Source organism: Klebsiella pasteurii, assembly GCF_018139045.1.
In the GTDB taxonomy this organism is placed as follows: Bacteria; Pseudomonadota; Gammaproteobacteria; order Enterobacterales; family Enterobacteriaceae; genus Klebsiella; species Klebsiella grimontii.
In genome coordinates, this window is the sequence record NZ_CP073236.1 from 848,718 (window position 1) to 867,722 (window position 19,005).

Below are 19,005 nucleotides of genomic sequence, written 5' to 3' on the forward strand. Positions count from 1 at the left end.
TTAAAAACAATAATCCTTAGGAGCAGACCATGACAGCACCCGTTCAACACCCTATGTATATTGACGGCCAGTTTGAACCCGGCCGCGGTGATGCGTGGATTGATGTGATCAACCCGGCGACGGAAGCGCTGCTTTCGCGGATCCCCGACGGCAGCGCGGAAGATGCAAGGCGAGCGATTCTCGCCGCCGAGCGCGCGCAGCCTGGCTGGGAAGCCCTGCCGGCGATTGAGCGCGCGGGATGGTTACGCAAAATCGCTGCCGGTATCCGCCAACGTGCGGAAGAGATCGCCGCGCTTATCGTCGCCGAGGGCGGAAAAATCCAGCAGCTGGCGGCGGTGGAGGTCTCTTTTACCGCCGATTATCTTGATTATATGGCCGAGTGGGCGCGCCGTTATGAAGGTGAAATTGTGCAGAGCGACCGCCCGGGGGAGAACATTCTGGTATTCAAGCGCGCGCTGGGCGTGACGACCGGTATCCTGCCGTGGAATTTTCCGTTCTTCCTGATTGCCCGCAAGCTGGCGCCGGCGCTGATTACCGGTAATACCATCGTCATTAAACCGAGTGAATTTACGCCGAATAACGCCATCGTTTTTGCGCAAATCGTCCATGATATTGGTCTACCGAAAGGGGTCTTTAACCTGGTGCTGGGCCGCGGCGAAACCGTAGGCCAGGAGCTGGCGGGCAATCCGAAAGTAGCGATGGTCAGCATGACCGGCAGCGTCGCTGCAGGCGAGAAGATTATGGCCGCGGCGGCGAAAAACATCACTAAAGTGTGTCTGGAGCTGGGCGGGAAAGCACCTGCTATCGTGATGGATGATGCGGATCTTGAGCTGGCGGTTAAGGCGGTGGTGGATTCTCGGGTTATCAATAGCGGGCAGGTGTGCAACTGCGTCGAGCGCGTATACGTGCAAAAGGGCATTTACGATCGCTTTGTTAATCGCCTTGGCGAAGCGCTGAAGGCGGTACAGTTTGGCGATCCGGCGGCACGCGACGATATCGCGATGGGGCCGTTGATTAACGCCGCCGCGCTGGAGCGCGTTGAGCAGAAGGTGGCAAAAGCGGTTGCCCAGGGCGCGCGCGTCGCCCTTGGCGGTAAAGCGGTGACGGGGAGGGGCTATTTTTATCCGCCAACGCTGCTGCTGGATGTGCGCCAGGAGATGGATATCGTGCATGAAGAGACATTCGGTCCGGTGCTGCCGGTGGTGGCGTTTGATACCCTTGAAGAGGCGCTGGCGATGGCCAACGATAGCGATTATGGGCTGACGTCGTCGATCTATACCCGCGACCTGAACGTCGCAATGAAGGCGATCAAGGGGCTAAAATTTGGCGAAACCTATATTAACCGCGAAAACTTCGAAGCGATGCAGGGTTTCCATGCCGGATGGCGTAAATCGGGCATTGGCGGCGCCGACGGACGTCACGGTCTGAATGAGTATCTGCAAACCCAGGTGGTCTATCTGCAGGCCTGAGTCGGCAGCGTCTCCCGGTGGCGATACTGCGCATCTTTCCGGGCTGTCCAGCCCGCAGATCGCCCCCGGGTCGCGGCTGACGCCTTACCCGGGCTACCTAAACTACCCAAACGCAGGCGCACGTACCCGTAGCCCGGGCAGGCGCTCTGCGCCGCCCGGGGAACAGAGCGCAGGATGGCATCATTTCCCGGAGGCGATGCTGCGCATCTGTCCGGGCTACGTGTGCCGAACCGTCTGCGACTTACTTCGCGAATTTATCCAGCACCCGGATAAGCTGGGTAACGAAGCCATACTCGTTATCGTACCAGGCCACGGTTTTCACCAGTTGCAGATCGCCAACCTCAGCAATCTCCAGCTGCGTGGCATCGTAAATTGAACCGAAATGGCTGCCGATGACGTCCGATGAAACGATCTCTTCTTCGGTATAACCGAATGATTCATTGTTCGCCGCCGCATTTTTCATCGCCTGATTGACTTCTTCGGCGGAGACCTTTTTCTCCAGCACTGACACCAGCTCAGTCACCGACCCTGTTTTGGTCGGTACGCGCTGGGCGTGGCCCTTCAGCTTGCCGCTCAGCGCTGGAATAACCAGCCCAATGGCTTTCGCCGCCCCGGTAGTATGCGGAATGATATTTTCCGCCGCCGCTCGGGAAGCGCGTAGATCTTTGCCGCGCGGGCCGTCAACCAGCGATTGCGTACCGGTATAGGCGTGAATAGTGGTCATGGTCCCCACTTTAATGCCAAATGCGTCATGGAGCACTTTCGCCATCGGCGCCAGGCAGTTGGTGGTGCAGGAGGCCACGGAAATAATTGTATCGTTGGCGTCCAGCGTGTCGTCGTTAACGTTATAGACAATGGTTTTCATATCGCCAGCGGGCGCGGAGATCAGTACTTTTTTCGCGCCGGCGGTCAGATGCGCCTGCGCTTTTTCCGCGGAGGTATAAAAACCCGTACACTCGACAATCAGCTCGGCGCCTACCGCTTTCCACGGAATATGCTGAGCCTCTTTTTCCGCAAAAACGGTAATTTTTTTGCCATCAACGATCAGCGCATCTTCAGTAAAATCTACGCTCCATGGGAAAGGCCCGTAGTTTGAATCATGCTTTAACAGGTAGGCCAGCACTTTAGGTGATGTCAGGTCGTTAATCGCCACGACCTCTAAAGGGCTGTTAACCTCCAGTAACCGGCGCAGCACTAAACGTCCAATACGCCCAAATCCATTAATCCCGAGTTTACTCATGAAGAATCTCCAGGTCAGTTGAACTGTCAGGTAAAAACTTCTCCAGGCTTAGTTCAGCTGCCGGAATAGGGCAACCAACGATTTTTGCGGCGCCGTTAAATGCTGATAAAAACGCGAACGGAAAAGTGAATAAATTCGGTGGGTTGCGGGCGGGGTGTTAACGGTTAATAATTTTTTGTTTCAGCTTTATACGCCACGGGCATATTGGCAAGGGATTGAAAAGGTGGGCCCAGGAAGGGCCCACCTGGTGGCCGATTATTTGGCGTTCCCGCCCAGTTCAGCAAAAGCGGCAAGCGCGGCGCCGTCAAGGCGATAGCGAACCCACTCACTTTGCGCAACGGCACCAATGCTCAGATAAAAATCAATGGCCGGCTGGTTCCAGTCGAGCACGCTCCACTCCAGGCGACCGCACTCTCTTTTTACCGCCAACTGAGCGATGGTTTTCAGCAGCGCTTTTCCTGCACCGCGGCCGCGAAACTCGGGAGTGACGTAGAGATCTTCCATATAGATGCCGTTGCGGCCGAGCCAGGTGGAATAGCTGGTAAAGAACACCGCGTAGCCGGCGATCTTACTGTCAATCTCGCAGATTAGCGCTTCCGTTTTACTGTCGCTGGCGAAAAGCGATGCCTGGATTTCTTCAACCGTGGTGACCACCTGTTCCGGCGCCTTTTCATACACCGCCAGCTCGTAAATCATGTCATAAATTGCTTTTGCGTCCGCCGGGCTGGCCTGACGAATGGTCATATTCATTGGAGTACCTGTTGTGCCATCGTAAGTTTGATACCGCAAAGCATAAACGTTAAGGTTAGAAGAATTAAGTGCAATGAAATCACGCAATGATGAATATTATGCATCCAGCTCTGCGTCGTCTTGATTTGAATCTGCTCCCGGTATTCGAGGCGGTCTACCGTTATCGTTCGGTACGCCTGGCGGCGGAAGAGCTGGCGATGAGCACCTCGGCGTTAAGCCACGCGCTGTCCAGGCTGCGCGCCGCGCTCAATGACCCGCTTTTCTATCGCGAAGGGCATCGTATGTGCCCCAGCGTGTTCGCCACCCAGCTCGCGCCTTCTATTGCCTCGGCGTTAAAGTTTTTAGATCAGGAGTTGACCCCGCAGCCGAAGTTTGTCGCCTCGGCCAGTACCGACTGCTTACAGATAGCGATCACGGATTTTACCGCGCAGTGCGTTTTCCCGACGCTGATGCCCAGGCTGCAGCAACAGGCGCCAGGCCTGCGTTTCGAGCTGCGCTATCTGCCGCACAGCCCGGCGCTGACGGAACTGCTGGCCGGCGAGGTGGATTTAGCGCTGGGGTTTAGCGCCTTGCATGAAGCAGAGCATCCGGAGCTGGATGAGATCTGCTGGCTAAAAGATGATTATGTTGCAATAAGCCACGCCAGCCGGTCCCGGCTAACGCTGGCGGATTACCTGGCAGCCCAGCATCTGGTGGTCACCCCGTGGAATGAAAGCCAGGGGATTCTCGACGTACAGCTCGCGAAAATGGGGTTTGCGCGGCATATCACCATCAAAACACCCTCTATGCTGAGCGCGCCCTTCATTATTGCGCAAAGTGAACTGCTTATGGCGATACCGCGCTCCGCAGCGGAAAAAATGCTCGGCGCGGCGAAGCTGAAGGTTTTTGAATTACCGTTTGAGGTTCCGCCATTCGAAGTGAAAATCTATTCACATAAGCGGAGCGGGCAGCGCGGCGCGAGCCAGTGGCTGAAAGCGAAGCTGAGGGAGTGGGCTGCGGCAGAACGCGCCTGATGTCTCGTTTGACGAGCCAGCGATATATGCTTAACTCATCAGATAACACATGTGAATCGTTTGTTAACAGCCTGATGCGCGTTTCATTGGTAAGCGCTGCGTCATTTATCCTGATAACGTAAGAGAGAAAAATTGAAATTAGCCGGACTTCATCCAGATGAACTGCGCCGTCTGCAATCGCTGCGGACATCCGGATTATTAAACAGCGGAAAAGAAGAGCGTTTCGATCGCCTGACCAGGCTTGCACGTACGCTCTACGATCTGCCGGTGGCTTCGATTAGCCTCGTGGGGGAAAACACCCTGCACGTAAAATCCTGCGCCGGACTTGATGTGGATACCCTGCCGAGGGATATCACATTCTGCGCGCATACTATCCTGCAAACCGATCCTTTAATCGTCAACGACCTGCAGCAGGACCTGCGCTTTCACGATAACCCGCTGGTCACCGAAGCGCCTTTTATCCGCTTTTATGCCGGATACCCGGTGCAGCTGCCTGACGGCGCGACGGTCGGCGCGTTCTGTCTGATGGATCACAAGCCGCGCGCTTTCTCCGTTCATGAAATACAAATCTTAAGCGACCTGGCCGCCATCGTTGAAGATGAATTCAAGGTGCTGGATGCGGCGACCGCTGACGAGCTGACGGGGCTATTCAACCGCCGGGGCTTTATGTCGTTAGCGGAGTACGCGTTGCTGACCGCCAGACGGCGGAATGAACCAGCGAGCCTCATCTTTATCGATCTCGATCGCTTTAAACTGATTAACGATACCTGGGGTCATGAACAGGGAGATAAAGCCCTGAGGGCGATTGCTGATTTGATGAAGGCCACCTTCAGAGAGTCGGATTTAATTGCCAGGCAGGGTGGCGACGAATTTATCATCCTGCTTGCCAATACCTCGCAGCACGCCGCTGGCCAGGCGATGGAGCAGCTTAGCAAGAACGTCGCGGAGTACAATCAGCAGGCGGGCAATCCGTGGCAGCTGGCGTTCTCATGGGGCTGCGTTGAATACGATCCCGATGCGCATCATAGCCTCAATGAGATTGTTGCGGTGGCGGACCGACGCATGTATCAGGCGAAGAGCAGCCATGGCGCGGAACGTCGGTAGTAAAACTGCCGGGCATCGCCAGCCGATAGCCGGCGTTTGGGCGATGCCGCAGCGGCTGTCGCCTCCTTAGTGGAGACCAAGGCGGATCAGTTCAACCGGTTCAAACTTCCCTTCAGCCCCTTCAACTTCAACGGTCTTAGTTCGACGCAGCTGGGCTGGGGTTAAATCCGTAGAATGGATAGCGATAATTTTACCGGTTTTGCCCGTCCCATTAATCATCACCTGGCTGCCGTTGGTAATAGGATTGCGGTTACGATCGTATGTGATCATGGTTATTTCTCCTTTTCATCATCGTGTCGTCACGCTCCGGGCTGCCCCGGCGCGGCGGTAATACAAATACGCCTCTCAGACCGTCATTTTGTTGTTTTTGATCAACTTCACACTTTTTAGCGTCCCGCAGCAGGCTAACGCGCCTGAGGCCGGCTTTGCCTGATCCTGTATCCGTATGGCCTCTGAAGTCGCTTTAGCTGGCGCCAAAGCCTGCGGATGCTCGGGTTGCAGTCGCGAGTGCGGCTGCTAAACTTTTTTCGGGCATAACGGAGCGGAACGATGAAGAACAAAGACGAACAAACGGGGCTGATTGGTCTTGCCATCGGCGCGGCGGTGATTGGCCTGGTTTCTGGGCAGAAGCCTATTAACCGGGAAAGTATTGTCGAAGAACTGGTGAGGTTGGGAAGACAGAAGGGGGACGGCGTCGAGGACGAGATTTTTAAACAGGCGGCGACGCTGGTGCGTAAGGGGTTATGATCCCGCCGGTAAAAAGAACGCTATATGAAGCCCGGGTATGCGAAAACCCGGGGTTAAACAGGGAGAAAGCGCATCATGAGATAGGCGATCGCAACGCATATCAGCGCCATGTACCAAACAAAACTCATTCTCTTACCCGCCCTGTAGCGCCATGCCCGTCACCGCGTTGACCACGGTCGCGGCCAGCAAAACGCCGCCCACGATAGCGCAGGCACGACTTTTCCTGGTTGTCCCCAATGTCAGCATGACGATCGCTGCGGCGAAGAAGGGGATGGCTATAATGGTGAAGGTATTCATTTTGTCCTCGAATATCGCCCGTTAATCTTCCTGCATCCACATGTCGGCTTCTTCGAACATTTCCTGCACGGCGCGGCTGATCTGTTCTTTCTCGTGCTTGCTGGCGTCGGTATTGATGGAGGCCAGCGTCATCATCGGTTTAACGCGAACGTCGGCATCGGGAAAAATGCGATGCACTCGCTTCGTCAATTCCGTCAGAATGATCTCTTTAGCGCCGGCTAATCCTTCGAAATTTCTCTTGTCATAAATCAGCTCTACGAACATTTTTTATCCCATTGATGATAATAGCAAACCGTATTGTACTGTGATTATATACAGCGTCAAGGTTGCGGTATACGTTCCTCGTACTACTGCTCCGCAGATAACCCGCTACTTTTGCTTTATCTGCGCGAAACCGGCAATTGTTTTTTTATAAGTACGTAAAAGTTAATGAATTTTTAATAAAAGGTGTTTATGTTGGCGATATCACCGTTTTATTAAGGGTTTCTCATGCGCGATAAATACACTGGTCTACAAATAGGTATCCACTGGCTGGTCTTTTTTTTAGTGATTGGCGCTTACGCGGCGATGGAGCTGCGGGGCTTTTTCCCCCGCAGCGAGCGGCCCGTTTTTAATATGATCCACGTCTCCTGCGGGATTTCTATTTTTGTTCTGATGGTGGTGCGTCTGTTGGTGCGCCTCAAATCTCCGGCGCCGCCGATTGTGCCTAAACCGTCACCGATGATGACCGGCTTCGCGCATCTTGGGCATCTGGTTATCTATCTGCTGTTTATCGCGCTGCCGGCCATCGGCATGGTCATGATGTACTACCGCGGCAACCCCTGGTTTGCTTTTGGCCTGACCATGCCGCACGCGGCGGAAAGCAACTTTGAGCTGGTGGATACCCTGAAAGAGTGGCATGAGGTGCTGGCCAATACCGGCTACTTTATTATCGGCCTGCACGCGCTGGCGGCGCTGATGCACCACTATTTGTGGAAAGATAACACGCTGCTGCGGATGATGCCGCGCAGGCGTTAAACCTCGATAAACCCGCTTCGGCGGGTTTTTTTGTCTCTTTCTTCGGGATCCTCAACTTCAGCTAAGCGCAAATTCTCGCCGCTATGCTACGGTTAAAGCGGCGAAGCCATTTGCCTCAAGGCAATAATAAATATAGTATACCCCCCTATATGATATGGAGGGCGAAACCATGCCACATTCACCTGAAGATAAAAAGCGTGCCCTCAGCCGGGTGCGGCGCATTCGTGGCCAGGTTGAAGCGCTTGAGCGGGCGCTTGAATCCGGCGAACCCTGTATGACTATTCTGCAACAAATCGCCTCAATACGCGGCGCCGCTAACGGACTGATGGGGGAGATGGTGGAAATTCACCTACAGGACGAACTGGTCAGCGGCGAAACGACGCCCGATCAGCGCGCCGCCAGAATGGCGGAAGTCGGGCATCTGCTACGATCCTATTTAAAATAAAATCACCACGAGGAAGAGAGATATGAAATCACGTGCAGCCGTCGCGTTTGGCCCGGGTCAGCCGCTTTCAATCGTTGAGATTGACGTCGCGCCGCCGAAAAAAGGCGAAGTGCTGGTCAAGATCACCCATACCGGCGTATGCCACACCGATGCCTTTACCCTCTCAGGCGACGATCCGGAAGGCGTTTTCCCGGCGGTGCTGGGCCATGAAGGCGGCGGGATTGTCGTCGAAGTCGGGGAAGGCGTGACCAGTCTGCAGCCGGGCGACCACGTTATTCCTTTGTATACCGCCGAATGCCGCGAATGTAAGTTCTGTAAATCAGGCAAAACCAACCTCTGCCAGGCGGTCCGCGCCACCCAGGGTAAGGGCCTGATGCCGGACGGCACCACGCGTTTCTCCTACAACGGCGAACCGATTTATCACTATATGGGCACCAGCACCTTCAGCGAATACACCGTGGTGGCCGAAATTTCGCTGGCAAAAGTGAATCCGCAGGCGCCGCTGGATAAAGTATGTCTGCTGGGCTGCGGCGTCACGACCGGTATCGGCGCGGTGCACAATACGGCGAAAGTAAAAGAGGGCGATACCGTCGCCGTCTTCGGCCTCGGCGGGATCGGCCTGGCGGTGATCCAGGGCGCGGTACAGGCGAAAGCCGGGCGCATTCTGGCGGTGGATACCAACCCGGAAAAATTCACCCTCGCGAAAGAGATGGGCGCGACCGACTTTATCAACCCGCATGATTACGATAAGCCGGTTCAGGATGTGATTGTTGAACTCACCGACGGCGGGGTCGACTTTAGCTTCGAGTGTATCGGTAACGTCAACGTGATGCGCGCGGCGCTGGAGTGCTGCCACAAAGGCTGGGGCGAAAGCGTGATTATCGGCGTCGCTGGCGCGGGTCAGGAGATTAAAACCCGTCCATTCCAGCTGGTGACCGGGCGCGTCTGGCGCGGCTCCGCGTTCGGCGGCGTGAAAGGGCGCACGCAGCTGCCGGGAATGGTTGAAGAGGCGATGGCGGGGAAAATTCGTCTCGATCCGTTTATTACCCACCGCATGCCGCTGGATCGCATCAACGAAGCCTTTGACCTGATGCACGAAGGTAAATCCATTCGTACCGTTATTCATTTCGGCGAGAATTGATTTTCAGATAATAAATAACCCGGGCGTGCCCGGGTTATCGTTTTAGCGGGATTATTCCCGCCGCAGGTTTTCATAACCATTCTGCCAGCGCCGCTGTTCCCGGCGCTCCCGTTCACGTTGAATATCCGATTTCTCATCTTCCCAGACCGCGCAGTGCGGGCCGCTGAACACCTCGCAGGGCTGTGGGTGAGCGGTGAGCGGAGACATCGCTTTCTCTTGCCAAATCGTCGGATCGCGCAGGTCCACTTCCGGGGCTTTTAACGCCTGAGCCGAGGCGGCCGCTATCGACATGATGGCGCCTGCGAGCAGGCGGCAGGTTGAACGCTTCATCCATTATCCTTGTTCAGTATTTATTATTGATAACCATTCGCAATAATAACATGACGGAATAAGAATGGCTTGCTGGGGGGAGATGCGCAGACGATTTTGCTATCGCGCCACCGGGCAAAACCCAGACTAGGTACTTTGCCAGCAAAAAGGGCCCCGATTGGGGGCCCTGAGGGTTACTTCTGCTCCGGGAGCGCGTAGGCGATGATGTAATCGCCGCGATCCGGCGACTGGCGAGCGCCGCCCGCGTTGATGATGATGTACTGTTTACCGGTTTTCGGCGATACGTAGGTCATCGGGCCGGACTGGCTGCCGACCGGCAGACGCGATTTCCAGATCTCTTTCCCGTTGGCGGTATCAAACGCGCGCAGGTAGAAGTCCTGAGTGCCCGCAAAGAACAGCAGACCGGACTGGGTGGATAACGACGCACCCAGCGTCGGCATGCCGATGGGGATTGGCATATGCATGCGGATCCCCAGCGGGCCGGTGTCCTCAACGGTGCCTACCGGAACCTGCCACACCAGTTTGCCGGTTTTCAAATCAACCGCTGACATGGTGCCGAACGGTGGTTTCTGGCATGGAATACCCAGCGGCGACAGGAAACGCTCGCGCATGGCGCCGAACGGCGTGCCTTCCATCGGCACGATCCCCATTTCGATACCGCTGGCGTCCTTCGCCACTTTGGCGCGCGGCACCATATAGTTGGCGAGGCCAAGGCGCATATCGTTGACGAATATCAGACTGTTATTCGGATCAACCGATACACTGCCCCAGTTCATCCCGCCCAGCGAGCCGGGATACTGCAGCGAACGGTCCTCGCCCGGCGGGGTGAAGACGCCCTGGTGGCGCATCTCTTTAAACTGGATACGGCACAGCAGCAGGTCGACAGGCGTCGCGCCCCACATATCCGACTCGGTGAGCGTCTCGTTGCCAATCATCGGCATACCGACGGAGTAAGGCTGGGTAGGCGAGTAGCGCTCGCCTTTAACGTTGCCGGCCGGAACCGGACGTTCTTCGACTTTAGCGACCGGTTCACCGGTGGCGCGGTTAAGCATAAAGATCATGCCCTGCTTACTGGTTTGCACCAGCACCGGCGTGGTGCCGCCTTTACCGTCAGGCAGATCGTACAGCAGCGGCTGGGAAGGCAGGTCGAAGTCCCACAGATCGTGATGGGTGGTTTGATAATGCCAGCGGACCTGGCCGGTCGTGGCGTCAACGGCCACGATGGATGAACTGTATTTATCGTCAAGCGCGGTACGTTCGCCGCCAAAGAAGTCCGGCGTCGCGTTACCGGTCGGCAGATAAATCAGATTCAGCTTCGCGTCGTAGGACATGGCGGACCAGACGTTCGGCGTGCCGCGCGTATAGGTCTGGCCTGCCGGCGGTTCTCCGGTCAGCGCCGGGTTGCCCGGATCCCATGCCCACGCCAGTTTCCCGGTGTGGACGTCATAGGCACGAACGACGCCCGGAGGCTCGCCGGTGGAGAAGTTATCCGCCACACGACCGCCAACGACCACGACATTACCCGCCACCAGCGGCGTGGAGGTTTGCTGGTAGTAACCCGCTTTGATCTCGCCCATGCCAATGCTCAGATCAACGATACCGTGGTCGCCAAAGGCGTCGCACAGTTTGCCGTTGTCGGCATCAATAGCGATCAGGCGGGCATCGGTAGTAGGCAAGAACAGGCGACGGGAGCAGGCGGCCGGCTGCGCGTCGGCGGCAGGGGAAACCTGAACCTGGCTATCTTCGTAATAGCCTAAACCACGGCAGCGCTGCCAGTTGGGGGCGGTGGCTTTTGAATCGTAGCGCCACTTCTCTTTGCCGCTATCGACATCCAGCGCCAGCACTTTGCTGTAGGGCGTACAGACGTAAAGCGTATCGCCAATCTGCAGCGGCGTGTTCTGGTCTTCCGCGCCGGAGCCATTGCTCTGCGGAATATCGCCGGTATGGGCGATCCAGGCGACCTGCAGCTGGTCGACGTTCTGTTTGTTAATCTGGTCGAGGGCGGCAAAACGGTCGCCGTGGGTGGTGTTGCCCCAATGCGCCCAGTTTTTCTGCTGCTCGCCTGCGGCGACCGGTTTAACCGGCACCGCCTCGCTGGCGCTGACCAGCGGCTGGGATTTGAACATCCAGGCGAAACTGACCAGCAGCACCACGGCGAGCACCGCAGCCAGGCCAAATGCCGGCCCTTTTTTCGCCGGCTGGCGGGAAAGAAACGGCCAGACCAGCGCGCAAAGGAAGGCCAGTACGCCGAGGGCGAACAGGCGGGAGAATAGCGGCCAGTAGGTCCAGCCCGCGTCGCTAATCGCCCAGACGATCGATGCGACAAACGCAACGGCGTACAGCATGATACCGCCGCGGCGGCTGCGGAAAATGAGCACCGCGGCGATAACCATCACCAGGCCCATCAGCGCAAAATAGAACGTCCCGCCGACGGAGGCGAGCTTCGCACCAAGAATACCGATAGCCAGGCCGATGATCAGCATCAGCCCGGCGAGAAGCCACTGTAGGATCCGGGGGAACCCTCGCGGCGCGTTGTCAGTTGCCATTTTTTCTCCTTCACCACCCCTGAACAGGTGCGAACCAGATAGATCAATTTTTCAAGTGAACTCTTTTGAATGAAGTAATGATAACCTTCATAAAAGCGTAATTTTTACTGTTATTGATTTCATGTGAACCATTTGGTGAAATCGCGGATATGATAGATCTGTTAAAGAAATTTACGCAATTGTTAATGAATGATTTCGCACTAATTGAATATTGTGGTGAATAGTTCCGGGCAGCAGCAGGGAAAACGGGCGGATTATCTCTCCCCGACGCGCGAAGCCGGGGAGAACGCGATCAGACGGGCATGGATTTGCGAATGGCGCTGAGCAGGGTTTGCGTACCCGCAGTGAGCGTGGCGTCCACTCGGGTGAGGATCCCTATTGGTTCACCCGCGCCCTGGGTGGGCACCGGCAGCGCGGCCAGCAGCCCACGACGCAGGTCGTCTTTAACCGCGCCGGAGGGGACAAACCATACGTAGTCGTAGTCGACGGTGAGCTGGCGAGACAGTGAAGCCGACAGCGTCTCGATGCAGCCAGTGGGAATTTTGCAGCCCTGGCTTTGCAGCAGGGTTTCGGCGTTCTGTCGCGGCAGCGTGCCTTTAGGCGAAACCACCACCGGCCACTCCATGACCCGACTCAGCGTGACGGTTTCCTGCAGCAGAGGGTGTCCCGGACGAACCACCAGCTTCAGGGATTCGAGAAACAGCAGTTCATAGTTCAATCCGCTCATTAATTCCGGATCGGACATTCGCCCGATGCCGATATCGATTTCTCCCGATTTTAGCCCCGCCAGCAGCATGGTGTTATTCATGGTGGCGACCTGAAGGGTGATATCTTTTTGCTGCTGATGGAACTGGCCGATCACCGAGGGCAGGATCCCCAGCGCGGCGGTGGGGAGCGCTCCGATACGTACGATATCGCTGTTGAGGCCTTCTTTACGATTTAGCGCCTGACCAGCGGTATTGAGCGCGTCGAGCACTTTGACCGCATGGGTGAGAAACTGTTCGCCGACCAGCGTAAGCTGCGCGCCCAGGCGCCCCCGCTCAAACAGCCGCGTGCCGGTGAGCTGCTCCAGTTCGTTCAGCGTTTTGGATAAGGCCGGTTGGCTCAGATTAAGGGTTTCAGCCGCGCGCCCAAGAGTTCCCTGTTGAGCGACGGCCACGAAGGTATGTAGATGGCGCAAGCGAATGCGCTGACTGAAAAGACCATTTTTTTGCATAATCAATGTTAAAAACAGAGGTGTACCGATGACAAGTAAGGGCGTTTAAAATTGTTAACTTCATAGCAAAATATTATTAACATTTTATATTATTATTTTACAAGTTGATTTTATTGGCATTGTCGTTAAAGTACCGCCCCCTTGACAGCAGGGGCGGAAAAAGGAAGTGAAAATTCAGATATCGAAGAAGACGGTTTCGTTTTCGCCCTGCAGATGAATATCGAAGCGGTAAACGATCTCCGTCCCGCGCACCTCGCGTTGGGCGATGAGGGTCTGGCGGCGCACTTCCCACTCAATCAAATTCAGCACCGGGTCGGCCTGGTTAGCGTCCTGTTCGTCAGAGAAGTACATCCGCGTGTTGAGGCCAATATTAATCCCGCGGGCGACCACCCATAAATTGACGTGCGGCGCCATGGCGCGACCATCGCGGCCAACAACGGCCCCGGGTTTGATAGTTTCAAAGCGCCAGACGCCGCTGGTGAAGTCCGAGCAGCTGCGTCCCCAGCCGCGAAATGCCGTATCCAGCTTCTTACCCTGCTGTCGGTCGTCAGGATGGTTATAGCGCCCGGCGGCGTTGGCCTGCCAGATTTCCAGCAGCACATCGCGCACCGGGGTGCCGGAGCCGTCGATGACTCGACCTTCAATAGTAATGCGTTCGCCCTCGGTGTCGGCCGTCGTCAGCGTCGGACCAAAGTTTCTCTCAAAGATATGAAAGCCGGCAGCGTCCGGCGCCAGGCCGATATGCACATAAGGGCCAGCGGTTTGCGAAGCGGTTTCAGGTAAAAAATCTCTCATCGGGCGGCCCCCTGCGTGCGGTTTTCAAACAGCGTTGCGCGATGACCGCGCAGCACGAGATCAAAACGGTAGGCCAGAGAGTCCAGCGGGACGGCGGCATGGGTATCCAGCTCGGCGATCAGCGTTCTGATGGCATCATCGTTATTGATGGTTTTGACAATAGGGCACTGTTTAATCAGCGGGTCGCCCTCGAAATACATCTGGGTGATAAGACGCTGCGCCCAGGCTTCGCCGGAAAGCGAAAAGTGAATATGCGCCGGACGCCAGTCGCTGACCTGGTTGCGCCACGGATAGGGGCCGGGCTTGATGGTGCGGAAACAATAGTAACCGTTCTCATCGGTCAGCACGCGTCCGCAGCCGCCAAAGTTCGGGTCGATAGGCGCCAGATATTGATCTTTCTTATGCCGGTAGCGGCCGCCCGCGTTGGCCTGCCAGACTTCAACCAGCGTATTTTTCATCGGCCGACCAAACCCATCGCGAACGTAGCCGTGCACGATAATCCGCTCACCAATCGGCAGGCCGTCTTTGGCGTAGTTCAGGATCAGGTCGTTATCAAGTGCGCCAAGATCGTCGCTGCTGAATACCGGACCGGTGATCTCCGAAAGTGAATTCTGCAGGGAAATGAGCGCATTGCGCGGCGAGCGCAGCACGCTGGTTTTGTAGCCCGGCGCGTAGGCGGGAGGATGGCTACTGTAGTCGCGATGCAGGACCTCGCGCGGTGACCATTTGTCGTTCATGAGGGGACTCCGTGTTATCGGTAGAGAGGCATGTTGTTGTAATGTCGCCACATGCAGTGTGTGTAAATGTTTTGTTAATTTAAAGTGAAATTAAAGGGTGTTTAACATAACCGGTGGTTATGAAGTGAGCGGATGAAAAGAAACCGGCCAGCTACCGGCATCACAGTTTGTAAATTCTTCCCGCCGTCTTCAGACAGCTTTCCTACACTCCAGGGAGAATTCACTGGAGGTAAGACATCATGGCGAACACCATCACGGCTGATGAGATTCGGGAAAGCTTTTCGCAGGCGATGTCGGCGATGTACCAGCAGGAAGTTCCGCAGTACGGGACGCTACTGGAGCTGGTAGCCGACGTTAATCTGGCGATACTGGAAAATAACCCGACGCTGCACGAACAACTGGCCAACGCCGATGAGCTGGCGCGGCTGAACGTTGAACGCCACGGCGCGATCCGCGTCGGTACGGCGGAGGAACTGGCGACCCTGCGTCGCATGTTTGCCATTATGGGCATGTATCCCGTTAGCTATTACGATCTGTCGCAGGCCGGCGTACCGGTTCACTCCACTGCGTTTCGCCCCATCGATGACGCGGCGCTGGCGCGCAATCCGTTTCGCGTTTTTACCTCGCTCCTGCGCCTTGAGCTGATCGCCAATGAGGCGCTGCGCAAGCGGGCGGCGGAAATTCTTGCCCGGCGTGATATCTTCACGCCGCGCTGTCGCGAACTGATCGCACTTCATGAACAGAAGGGGGAGTTCACCGCCGCGGAGGCGCGTGAATTTGTGCAGCAGGCGCTGGAAACCTTTCGCTGGCATCGACATGCCACCGTCGATGAGGAAACCTATCACGCCCTGCACGAAGAGCACCGGCTGATTGCCGATGTGGTCTGTTTCCCCGGCTGTCACATTAATCATCTGACGCCGCGCACGCTGGATATCGACCGGGTTCAGGCGCTGATGCCTGAATGCGGTATCGCGCCGAAAGCGTTAATAGAAGGCCCGCCGCGCCGCGATGTGCCGATTTTGCTGCGCCAGACCAGCTTTAAGGCCCTTGAAGAGCCGGTGACGTTTGCCGGGGAGCATCGCGGCACCCATACGGCCCGCTTTGGCGAAATAGAGCAGCGCGGCATCGCCTTGACGCCGAAGGGCCGCGCTCTGTACGACCGACTGCTTAGCGAGGCGGGGGGGGGCAAAGATAATCTTAACCATCAGCGCCATCTGCAGGAGGTGTTTAGCCCGTTCCCGGACAGCGAATTCCTGCTGCGTCAGCAGGGGCTGGCGTACTTTCGTTACCGCCTGACGCCCGCAGGCGAGGCGCACCGCCAGGCCTTTCGGCCGGGCGACGATCCGCAGCGGCTGATTGAGCGCGGCTGGGTTATCGCGCAACCAATTATTTATGAAGACTTTTTACCGGTCAGCGCCGCCGGGATTTTTCAGTCCAACCTGGGTAACGAGATACAGGCCCGCAGCCACGGCAACGCCAGCCGCGAGGCCTTTGAGGAGGCGCTGGGCTGTGCGGTTTACGATGAGTTTGGCCTTTATCAGCAGGCGGAGGAGCGCAGTAAACGACGTTGCGGTCTGCTGTAAAATCAGTACTCTGCTGGCATGAGTCGTAAAAGGAAGCAGGCCATGCAGAATCCGTCTACCCCGCTGGTGAAAACCCGGCAGGGCACACTATCCGGCACCTCTGAAGAGAACATGCATATCTGGCGCGGTATTCCCTATGCCGCGCCGCCCGTCGGCGATCTTCGCTGGCGCGCGCCGCAGCCTGCCGCCCGCTGGCAGGGCGTACGTCGGGCGGAGACTTTCTCGGCCTCCAGTTGGCAAGATATTGAGTACTGTCGTGAGCTCGGCGGCGGCGATCCCGGCAGTTTTTCCGAAGATTGCCTCTACCTTAACGTCTGGTCACCCGCTTCGCGCGCGCAACCGCTGCCGGTGATGGTCTGGCTGCACGGCGGCGGCTATACCATCGGCGCGGGAAGTTTACCGCCCTATGATGGCAAAGCCTTAGCCTCCCGTGACGTTGTCGTGGTGACGGTCAACTACCGGCTGGGGCACCTGGGCTTTTTTGCCCATCCGGCGCTGGAGGAGGAAGCGGGCGAGCGCATCTATAATTTCGCGCTGCTTGACCAAATTGCCGCCCTGCAATGGGTTCAGGATAACATTCACGCTTTTGGCGGCGATGCGGCTAACGTCACGCTGTTCGGCGAGTCCGCCGGGGCGCGCAGCGTGCTGTCGCTCATGGTTTCGCCGAAATCCCGGGGACTATTCCATAAAGCGATTATCCAGAGCGGCTATACCTTGCCGGATCTGCCGCGGGAAAAGGCGCTGGCCAAAGGGCAGCTTATCGCTGAACACTTCGCTTTACCGCAGGCCAGCGCCGAACAGCTGCGGGCGATTCCGGCAGAGGCGTTCTGGTCGCTGACCGCGCCGCTTACCATCGGCCCGGCGCCGATTGTTGGCGATGCCGTGCTGCCCCAGCCGATGCTGGAAACCTTTTTTAGCGGGCGTCAGCATCCGCTGCCGGTGATGATTGGTTCAAACAGCGATGAGGCCAGCGTGATGGCGGTGTTTGGCGTCGATATCGCCGGACAGATCCAGAAGCTTCGCCGCGAACGGCGCTTGGGTCTCGGGCTGATTAAACTGCTGTATCCCGGCGTCAAAGGCGATGAAGCGTTGGGGCGTGAAGTCTGCCGCGATATGGCGTTCACCACCCTGGGCTACGTGGTGATGCAGGCGCAGCAGCGGGTAGGGCAACCGTGCTGGCGCTACTGGTTTGACTACGTTGCCGAGGCGGAACACCAGACCTATCCGCACGGCGCATGGCACGGGAATGAAGTGGCATACGTTTTTGACAACCTCGATCTTGCCGAGCCGGTACGCCAGTATGCTAACGATCGCGACCGGACCTTTGCCGGCCAGGTCGCCGACTATTGGGCTAACTTCGCCCGCGTGGCCGGTAACGGCTGCCACGATCTCCCAGGGGCGGTGCGCTGGCCCGCCAGCGTGCGCGGTCGGGATCGTTTGTTGCGTATTGGCCTGCACAAACGAGCCGGTTTTAAGGTGGAAAACCGCTTTATGCGCGCGCGGCTGGCGCTGTTTCGCCGGGTGATGAAGCATCATGTGACCCTGGATTGACGCTGCCCGGAAGATGCCTTGAGACGCTGCGTGTTCTGTAAATGGGACGATGCGTCCCACTTTCGGCGGCTAATCCTCAGCCAGTGATTACACTATGATCGGTGCTGTTAACCCTACATCCGCGGAACCGGGGTTCCGACGGAAAATGTGATGCTGAAATGAGGATGAAATCATGGCTAAACCGTATGTTCGTCTGGATAAAAATGATGCCGCCGTGCTGCTGGTCGATCACCAGACCGGATTGCTCTCTCTTGTGCGCGATATCGATCCCGATAAATTCAAGAACAACGTCCTTGCCCTCGGCGACCTGGCGAAGTACTTCGCTCTGCCGACCATCTTAACCACCAGCTTCGAGAACGGCCCTAACGGTCCGCTGGTGCCGGAACTAAAAGCGCAGTTCCCTGATGCGCCATACATCGCGCGGCCGGGCAATATTAACGCCTGGGATAACGAAGATTTTGTGAAGGCGGTGAAGGCGACGGGCAAGAAGCAGCTGATCATCGCCGGGGTGGTGACTGAAGTCTGCGTGGCATTTCCGGCGCTGTCGGCCATCGAAGAGGGCTTTGATGTCTTTGTCGTGACCGATGCTTCCGGTACCTTTAACCCAATTACCCGCGATGCCGCCTGGGATCGTATGTCGCAGGCTGGTGTGCAGCTGATGTCGTGGTTCGGCGTTGCCTGCGAACTGCACCGCGACTGGCGGAATGATGTTGAAGGGCTAGGGACGCTGTTCTCTAACCATATTCCGGACTATCGCAACCTGATGACCAGTTTTAACCTTCTGCAGCAAAAATAGTCGTTCTCGCGGCCAGCGTTCGTCTGGCCGCTTCCCGTCACGTTTCGCTGGCGCTGTCTTTCGTGTGAAGCATCGCTGCCTGGCGAAATCATCGCCGCCCTGTGAATATCAGCAATTCGGTCTGGTCCGGTGGACATATTTTTTTCACGCATTTCTGCCGTCAACAATTGGATTATTAATCGTTTTTGTCTAGAGTGAGCGACATTCACGACGCATGGGTTTGTTACG

The 19,005-nt window shown here is 56.8% G+C and carries 20 protein-coding genes; 10 read left to right on the forward strand and 10 right to left on the reverse strand.

Annotation, left to right across the window (positions count from 1 at the left end; all coding sequences use genetic code 11):
* Nucleotides 1-29 precede the first annotated feature (29 nt).
* A complete protein-coding gene (aldA, locus tag KCG39_RS04045) occupies nucleotides 30-1,469 on the forward strand; it encodes an aldehyde dehydrogenase (RefSeq protein ID WP_004120913.1) in 1,440 nt (479 codons plus the stop codon).
* A gap of 241 nt (nucleotides 1,470-1,710) precedes the next feature.
* Here aldA and gap read toward each other — a convergent pair whose 3' ends face one another.
* Nucleotides 1,711-2,709 (reverse strand): type I glyceraldehyde-3-phosphate dehydrogenase, encoded by a 999-nt coding sequence (gap, locus tag KCG39_RS04050; RefSeq protein WP_004120910.1) that lies wholly within the window; start codon nucleotides 2,707-2,709, stop codon nucleotides 1,711-1,713.
* A 255-nt stretch (nucleotides 2,710-2,964) separates the two neighbouring features.
* Complete coding sequence (locus KCG39_RS04055; RefSeq protein ID WP_004120909.1) at nucleotides 2,965-3,459, reverse strand: GNAT family N-acetyltransferase; 495 nt, start codon at nucleotides 3,457-3,459, stop codon at nucleotides 2,965-2,967.
* 89 nt (nucleotides 3,460-3,548) lie between these two features.
* On the opposite strand from KCG39_RS04055, the gene KCG39_RS04060 reads away from it, so the two are divergent.
* Together KCG39_RS04060 and KCG39_RS04065 are read left to right on the forward strand one after the other, a co-directional pair.
* Nucleotides 3,549-4,472, forward strand: coding sequence for a LysR family transcriptional regulator (locus KCG39_RS04060; protein ID WP_185910507.1), 924 nt, complete (start codon nucleotides 3,549-3,551; stop codon nucleotides 4,470-4,472).
* A 132-nt stretch (nucleotides 4,473-4,604) separates the two neighbouring features.
* The gene (locus KCG39_RS04065) at nucleotides 4,605-5,576 is read left to right on the forward strand and encodes a GGDEF domain-containing protein (RefSeq protein WP_004120903.1); all 972 of its coding nucleotides are present in this window, start codon (nucleotides 4,605-4,607) and stop codon (nucleotides 5,574-5,576) included.
* Between the two features lie 66 nt (nucleotides 5,577-5,642).
* On the opposite strand, the gene ydfZ is transcribed toward KCG39_RS04065, so the two are convergent.
* Entirely contained in the window at nucleotides 5,643-5,846 is a 204-nt protein-coding gene (gene ydfZ / locus KCG39_RS04070; RefSeq protein ID WP_004120898.1) for a putative selenium delivery protein YdfZ, read from the reverse strand.
* Between the two features lie 279 nt (nucleotides 5,847-6,125).
* Between ydfZ and KCG39_RS04075 the strand changes: the two genes are divergently transcribed.
* Entirely contained in the window at nucleotides 6,126-6,323 is a 198-nt protein-coding gene (locus tag KCG39_RS04075; RefSeq protein WP_004120895.1) for a hypothetical protein, read from the forward strand.
* 132 nt (nucleotides 6,324-6,455) lie between these two features.
* Here the strand turns inward: KCG39_RS04075 and KCG39_RS04080 are convergent, their stop codons facing one another.
* Both KCG39_RS04080 and KCG39_RS04085 read right to left on the reverse strand, forming a co-directional pair.
* Nucleotides 6,456-6,620, reverse strand: coding sequence for a hypothetical protein (locus tag KCG39_RS04080; protein WP_004120892.1), 165 nt, complete (start codon nucleotides 6,618-6,620; stop codon nucleotides 6,456-6,458).
* Between the two features lie 21 nt (nucleotides 6,621-6,641).
* Nucleotides 6,642-6,884, reverse strand: coding sequence for a DinI-like family protein (locus KCG39_RS04085; RefSeq protein WP_004120890.1), 243 nt, complete (start codon nucleotides 6,882-6,884; stop codon nucleotides 6,642-6,644).
* 225 nt (nucleotides 6,885-7,109) lie between these two features.
* Here KCG39_RS04085 and cybB point away from each other — a divergent pair, with 225 nt between their 5' ends.
* The 3 genes from cybB (at nucleotide 7,110) to KCG39_RS04100 (ending at nucleotide 9,223) form a co-directional block, all read left to right on the forward strand.
* Nucleotides 7,110-7,637, forward strand: coding sequence for a cytochrome b561 (cybB, locus tag KCG39_RS04090; RefSeq protein WP_004120888.1), 528 nt, complete (start codon nucleotides 7,110-7,112; stop codon nucleotides 7,635-7,637).
* A gap of 169 nt (nucleotides 7,638-7,806) precedes the next feature.
* Nucleotides 7,807-8,082 (forward strand): metal/formaldehyde-sensitive transcriptional repressor, encoded by a 276-nt coding sequence (locus KCG39_RS04095; RefSeq protein ID WP_004101746.1) that lies wholly within the window; start codon nucleotides 7,807-7,809, stop codon nucleotides 8,080-8,082.
* Between the two features lie 22 nt (nucleotides 8,083-8,104).
* Complete coding sequence (locus KCG39_RS04100; RefSeq protein WP_049115543.1) at nucleotides 8,105-9,223, forward strand: S-(hydroxymethyl)glutathione dehydrogenase/class III alcohol dehydrogenase; 1,119 nt, start codon at nucleotides 8,105-8,107, stop codon at nucleotides 9,221-9,223.
* 51 nt (nucleotides 9,224-9,274) lie between these two features.
* Here KCG39_RS04100 and KCG39_RS04105 read toward each other — a convergent pair whose 3' ends face one another.
* The 5 genes from KCG39_RS04105 to pcaH all read right to left on the reverse strand — a co-directional run bounded on the left by KCG39_RS04105 (nucleotide 9,275) and on the right by pcaH (nucleotide 14,847).
* Nucleotides 9,275-9,553, reverse strand: a complete 279-nt coding sequence (locus tag KCG39_RS04105; protein WP_211811555.1) for a hypothetical protein — start codon at nucleotides 9,551-9,553, stop codon at nucleotides 9,275-9,277.
* Nucleotides 9,554-9,726: 173 nt separating this feature from the next.
* The gene (locus tag KCG39_RS04110; protein WP_049115541.1) at nucleotides 9,727-12,099 is read right to left on the reverse strand and encodes a membrane-bound PQQ-dependent dehydrogenase, glucose/quinate/shikimate family; all 2,373 of its coding nucleotides are present in this window, start codon (nucleotides 12,097-12,099) and stop codon (nucleotides 9,727-9,729) included.
* A gap of 292 nt (nucleotides 12,100-12,391) precedes the next feature.
* On the reverse strand, nucleotides 12,392-13,315 hold the full coding sequence (locus KCG39_RS04115; RefSeq protein WP_004120879.1) for a LysR substrate-binding domain-containing protein: 924 nt from the start codon (nucleotides 13,313-13,315) through the stop codon (nucleotides 12,392-12,394).
* A 174-nt stretch (nucleotides 13,316-13,489) separates the two neighbouring features.
* The gene (pcaG, locus tag KCG39_RS04120) at nucleotides 13,490-14,110 is read right to left on the reverse strand and encodes a protocatechuate 3,4-dioxygenase subunit alpha (RefSeq protein WP_004120878.1); all 621 of its coding nucleotides are present in this window, start codon (nucleotides 14,108-14,110) and stop codon (nucleotides 13,490-13,492) included.
* Nucleotides 14,107-14,847 (reverse strand): protocatechuate 3,4-dioxygenase subunit beta, encoded by a 741-nt coding sequence (gene pcaH, locus KCG39_RS04125; protein ID WP_004120877.1) that lies wholly within the window; start codon nucleotides 14,845-14,847, stop codon nucleotides 14,107-14,109. The genes pcaG and pcaH overlap by 4 nt, the downstream gene beginning before the upstream one ends.
* Before the next feature lie 239 nt (nucleotides 14,848-15,086).
* Here pcaH and hglS point away from each other — a divergent pair, with 239 nt between their 5' ends.
* The 3 genes from hglS to ycaC all read left to right on the forward strand — a co-directional run bounded on the left by hglS (nucleotide 15,087) and on the right by ycaC (nucleotide 18,777).
* Entirely contained in the window at nucleotides 15,087-16,430 is a 1,344-nt protein-coding gene (gene hglS, locus KCG39_RS04130) for a 2-oxoadipate dioxygenase/decarboxylase HglS (RefSeq protein WP_142468230.1), read from the forward strand.
* A 42-nt stretch (nucleotides 16,431-16,472) separates the two neighbouring features.
* Nucleotides 16,473-17,981, forward strand: coding sequence for a carboxylesterase/lipase family protein (locus tag KCG39_RS04135; RefSeq protein ID WP_004120875.1), 1,509 nt, complete (start codon nucleotides 16,473-16,475; stop codon nucleotides 17,979-17,981).
* A 172-nt stretch (nucleotides 17,982-18,153) separates the two neighbouring features.
* Complete coding sequence (ycaC, locus tag KCG39_RS04140; protein ID WP_004120873.1) at nucleotides 18,154-18,777, forward strand: isochorismate family cysteine hydrolase YcaC; 624 nt, start codon at nucleotides 18,154-18,156, stop codon at nucleotides 18,775-18,777.
* Nucleotides 18,778-19,005 lie beyond the last annotated feature (228 nt).

Excerpts from the sequence above, each read along its gene's own strand:
- aldA (WP_004120913.1), top strand. The coding sequence starts at position 30 with ATGACAGCACCCGTTCAACACCCTATGTATATTGACGGCCAGTTTGAA.
- gap (WP_004120910.1), bottom strand. The coding sequence starts at position 2,709 with ATGAGTAAACTCGGGATTAATGGATTTGGGCGTATTGGACGTTTAGTG.
- KCG39_RS04055 (WP_004120909.1), bottom strand. The coding sequence starts at position 3,459 with ATGAATATGACCATTCGTCAGGCCAGCCCGGCGGACGCAAAAGCAATT.
- KCG39_RS04060 (WP_185910507.1), top strand. The coding sequence starts at position 3,549 with ATGAATATTATGCATCCAGCTCTGCGTCGTCTTGATTTGAATCTGCTC.
- ydfZ (WP_004120898.1), bottom strand. The coding sequence starts at position 5,846 with ATGATCACATACGATCGTAACCGCAATCCTATTACCAACGGCAGCCAG.
- KCG39_RS04075 (WP_004120895.1), top strand. The coding sequence starts at position 6,126 with ATGAAGAACAAAGACGAACAAACGGGGCTGATTGGTCTTGCCATCGGC.
- KCG39_RS04080 (WP_004120892.1), bottom strand. The coding sequence starts at position 6,620 with ATGAATACCTTCACCATTATAGCCATCCCCTTCTTCGCCGCAGCGATC.
- KCG39_RS04085 (WP_004120890.1), bottom strand. The coding sequence starts at position 6,884 with ATGTTCGTAGAGCTGATTTATGACAAGAGAAATTTCGAAGGATTAGCC.
- cybB (WP_004120888.1), top strand. The coding sequence starts at position 7,110 with ATGCGCGATAAATACACTGGTCTACAAATAGGTATCCACTGGCTGGTC.
- KCG39_RS04095 (WP_004101746.1), top strand. The coding sequence starts at position 7,807 with ATGCCACATTCACCTGAAGATAAAAAGCGTGCCCTCAGCCGGGTGCGG.
- KCG39_RS04100 (WP_049115543.1), top strand. The coding sequence starts at position 8,105 with ATGAAATCACGTGCAGCCGTCGCGTTTGGCCCGGGTCAGCCGCTTTCA.
- KCG39_RS04105 (WP_211811555.1), bottom strand. The coding sequence starts at position 9,553 with ATGAAGCGTTCAACCTGCCGCCTGCTCGCAGGCGCCATCATGTCGATA.
- KCG39_RS04110 (WP_049115541.1), bottom strand. The coding sequence starts at position 12,099 with ATGGCAACTGACAACGCGCCGCGAGGGTTCCCCCGGATCCTACAGTGG.
- KCG39_RS04115 (WP_004120879.1), bottom strand. The coding sequence starts at position 13,315 with ATGCAAAAAAATGGTCTTTTCAGTCAGCGCATTCGCTTGCGCCATCTA.
- pcaG (WP_004120878.1), bottom strand. The coding sequence starts at position 14,110 with ATGAGAGATTTTTTACCTGAAACCGCTTCGCAAACCGCTGGCCCTTAT.
- pcaH (WP_004120877.1), bottom strand. The coding sequence starts at position 14,847 with ATGAACGACAAATGGTCACCGCGCGAGGTCCTGCATCGCGACTACAGT.
- hglS (WP_142468230.1), top strand. The coding sequence starts at position 15,087 with ATGGCGAACACCATCACGGCTGATGAGATTCGGGAAAGCTTTTCGCAG.
- KCG39_RS04135 (WP_004120875.1), top strand. The coding sequence starts at position 16,473 with ATGCAGAATCCGTCTACCCCGCTGGTGAAAACCCGGCAGGGCACACTA.
- ycaC (WP_004120873.1), top strand. The coding sequence starts at position 18,154 with ATGGCTAAACCGTATGTTCGTCTGGATAAAAATGATGCCGCCGTGCTG.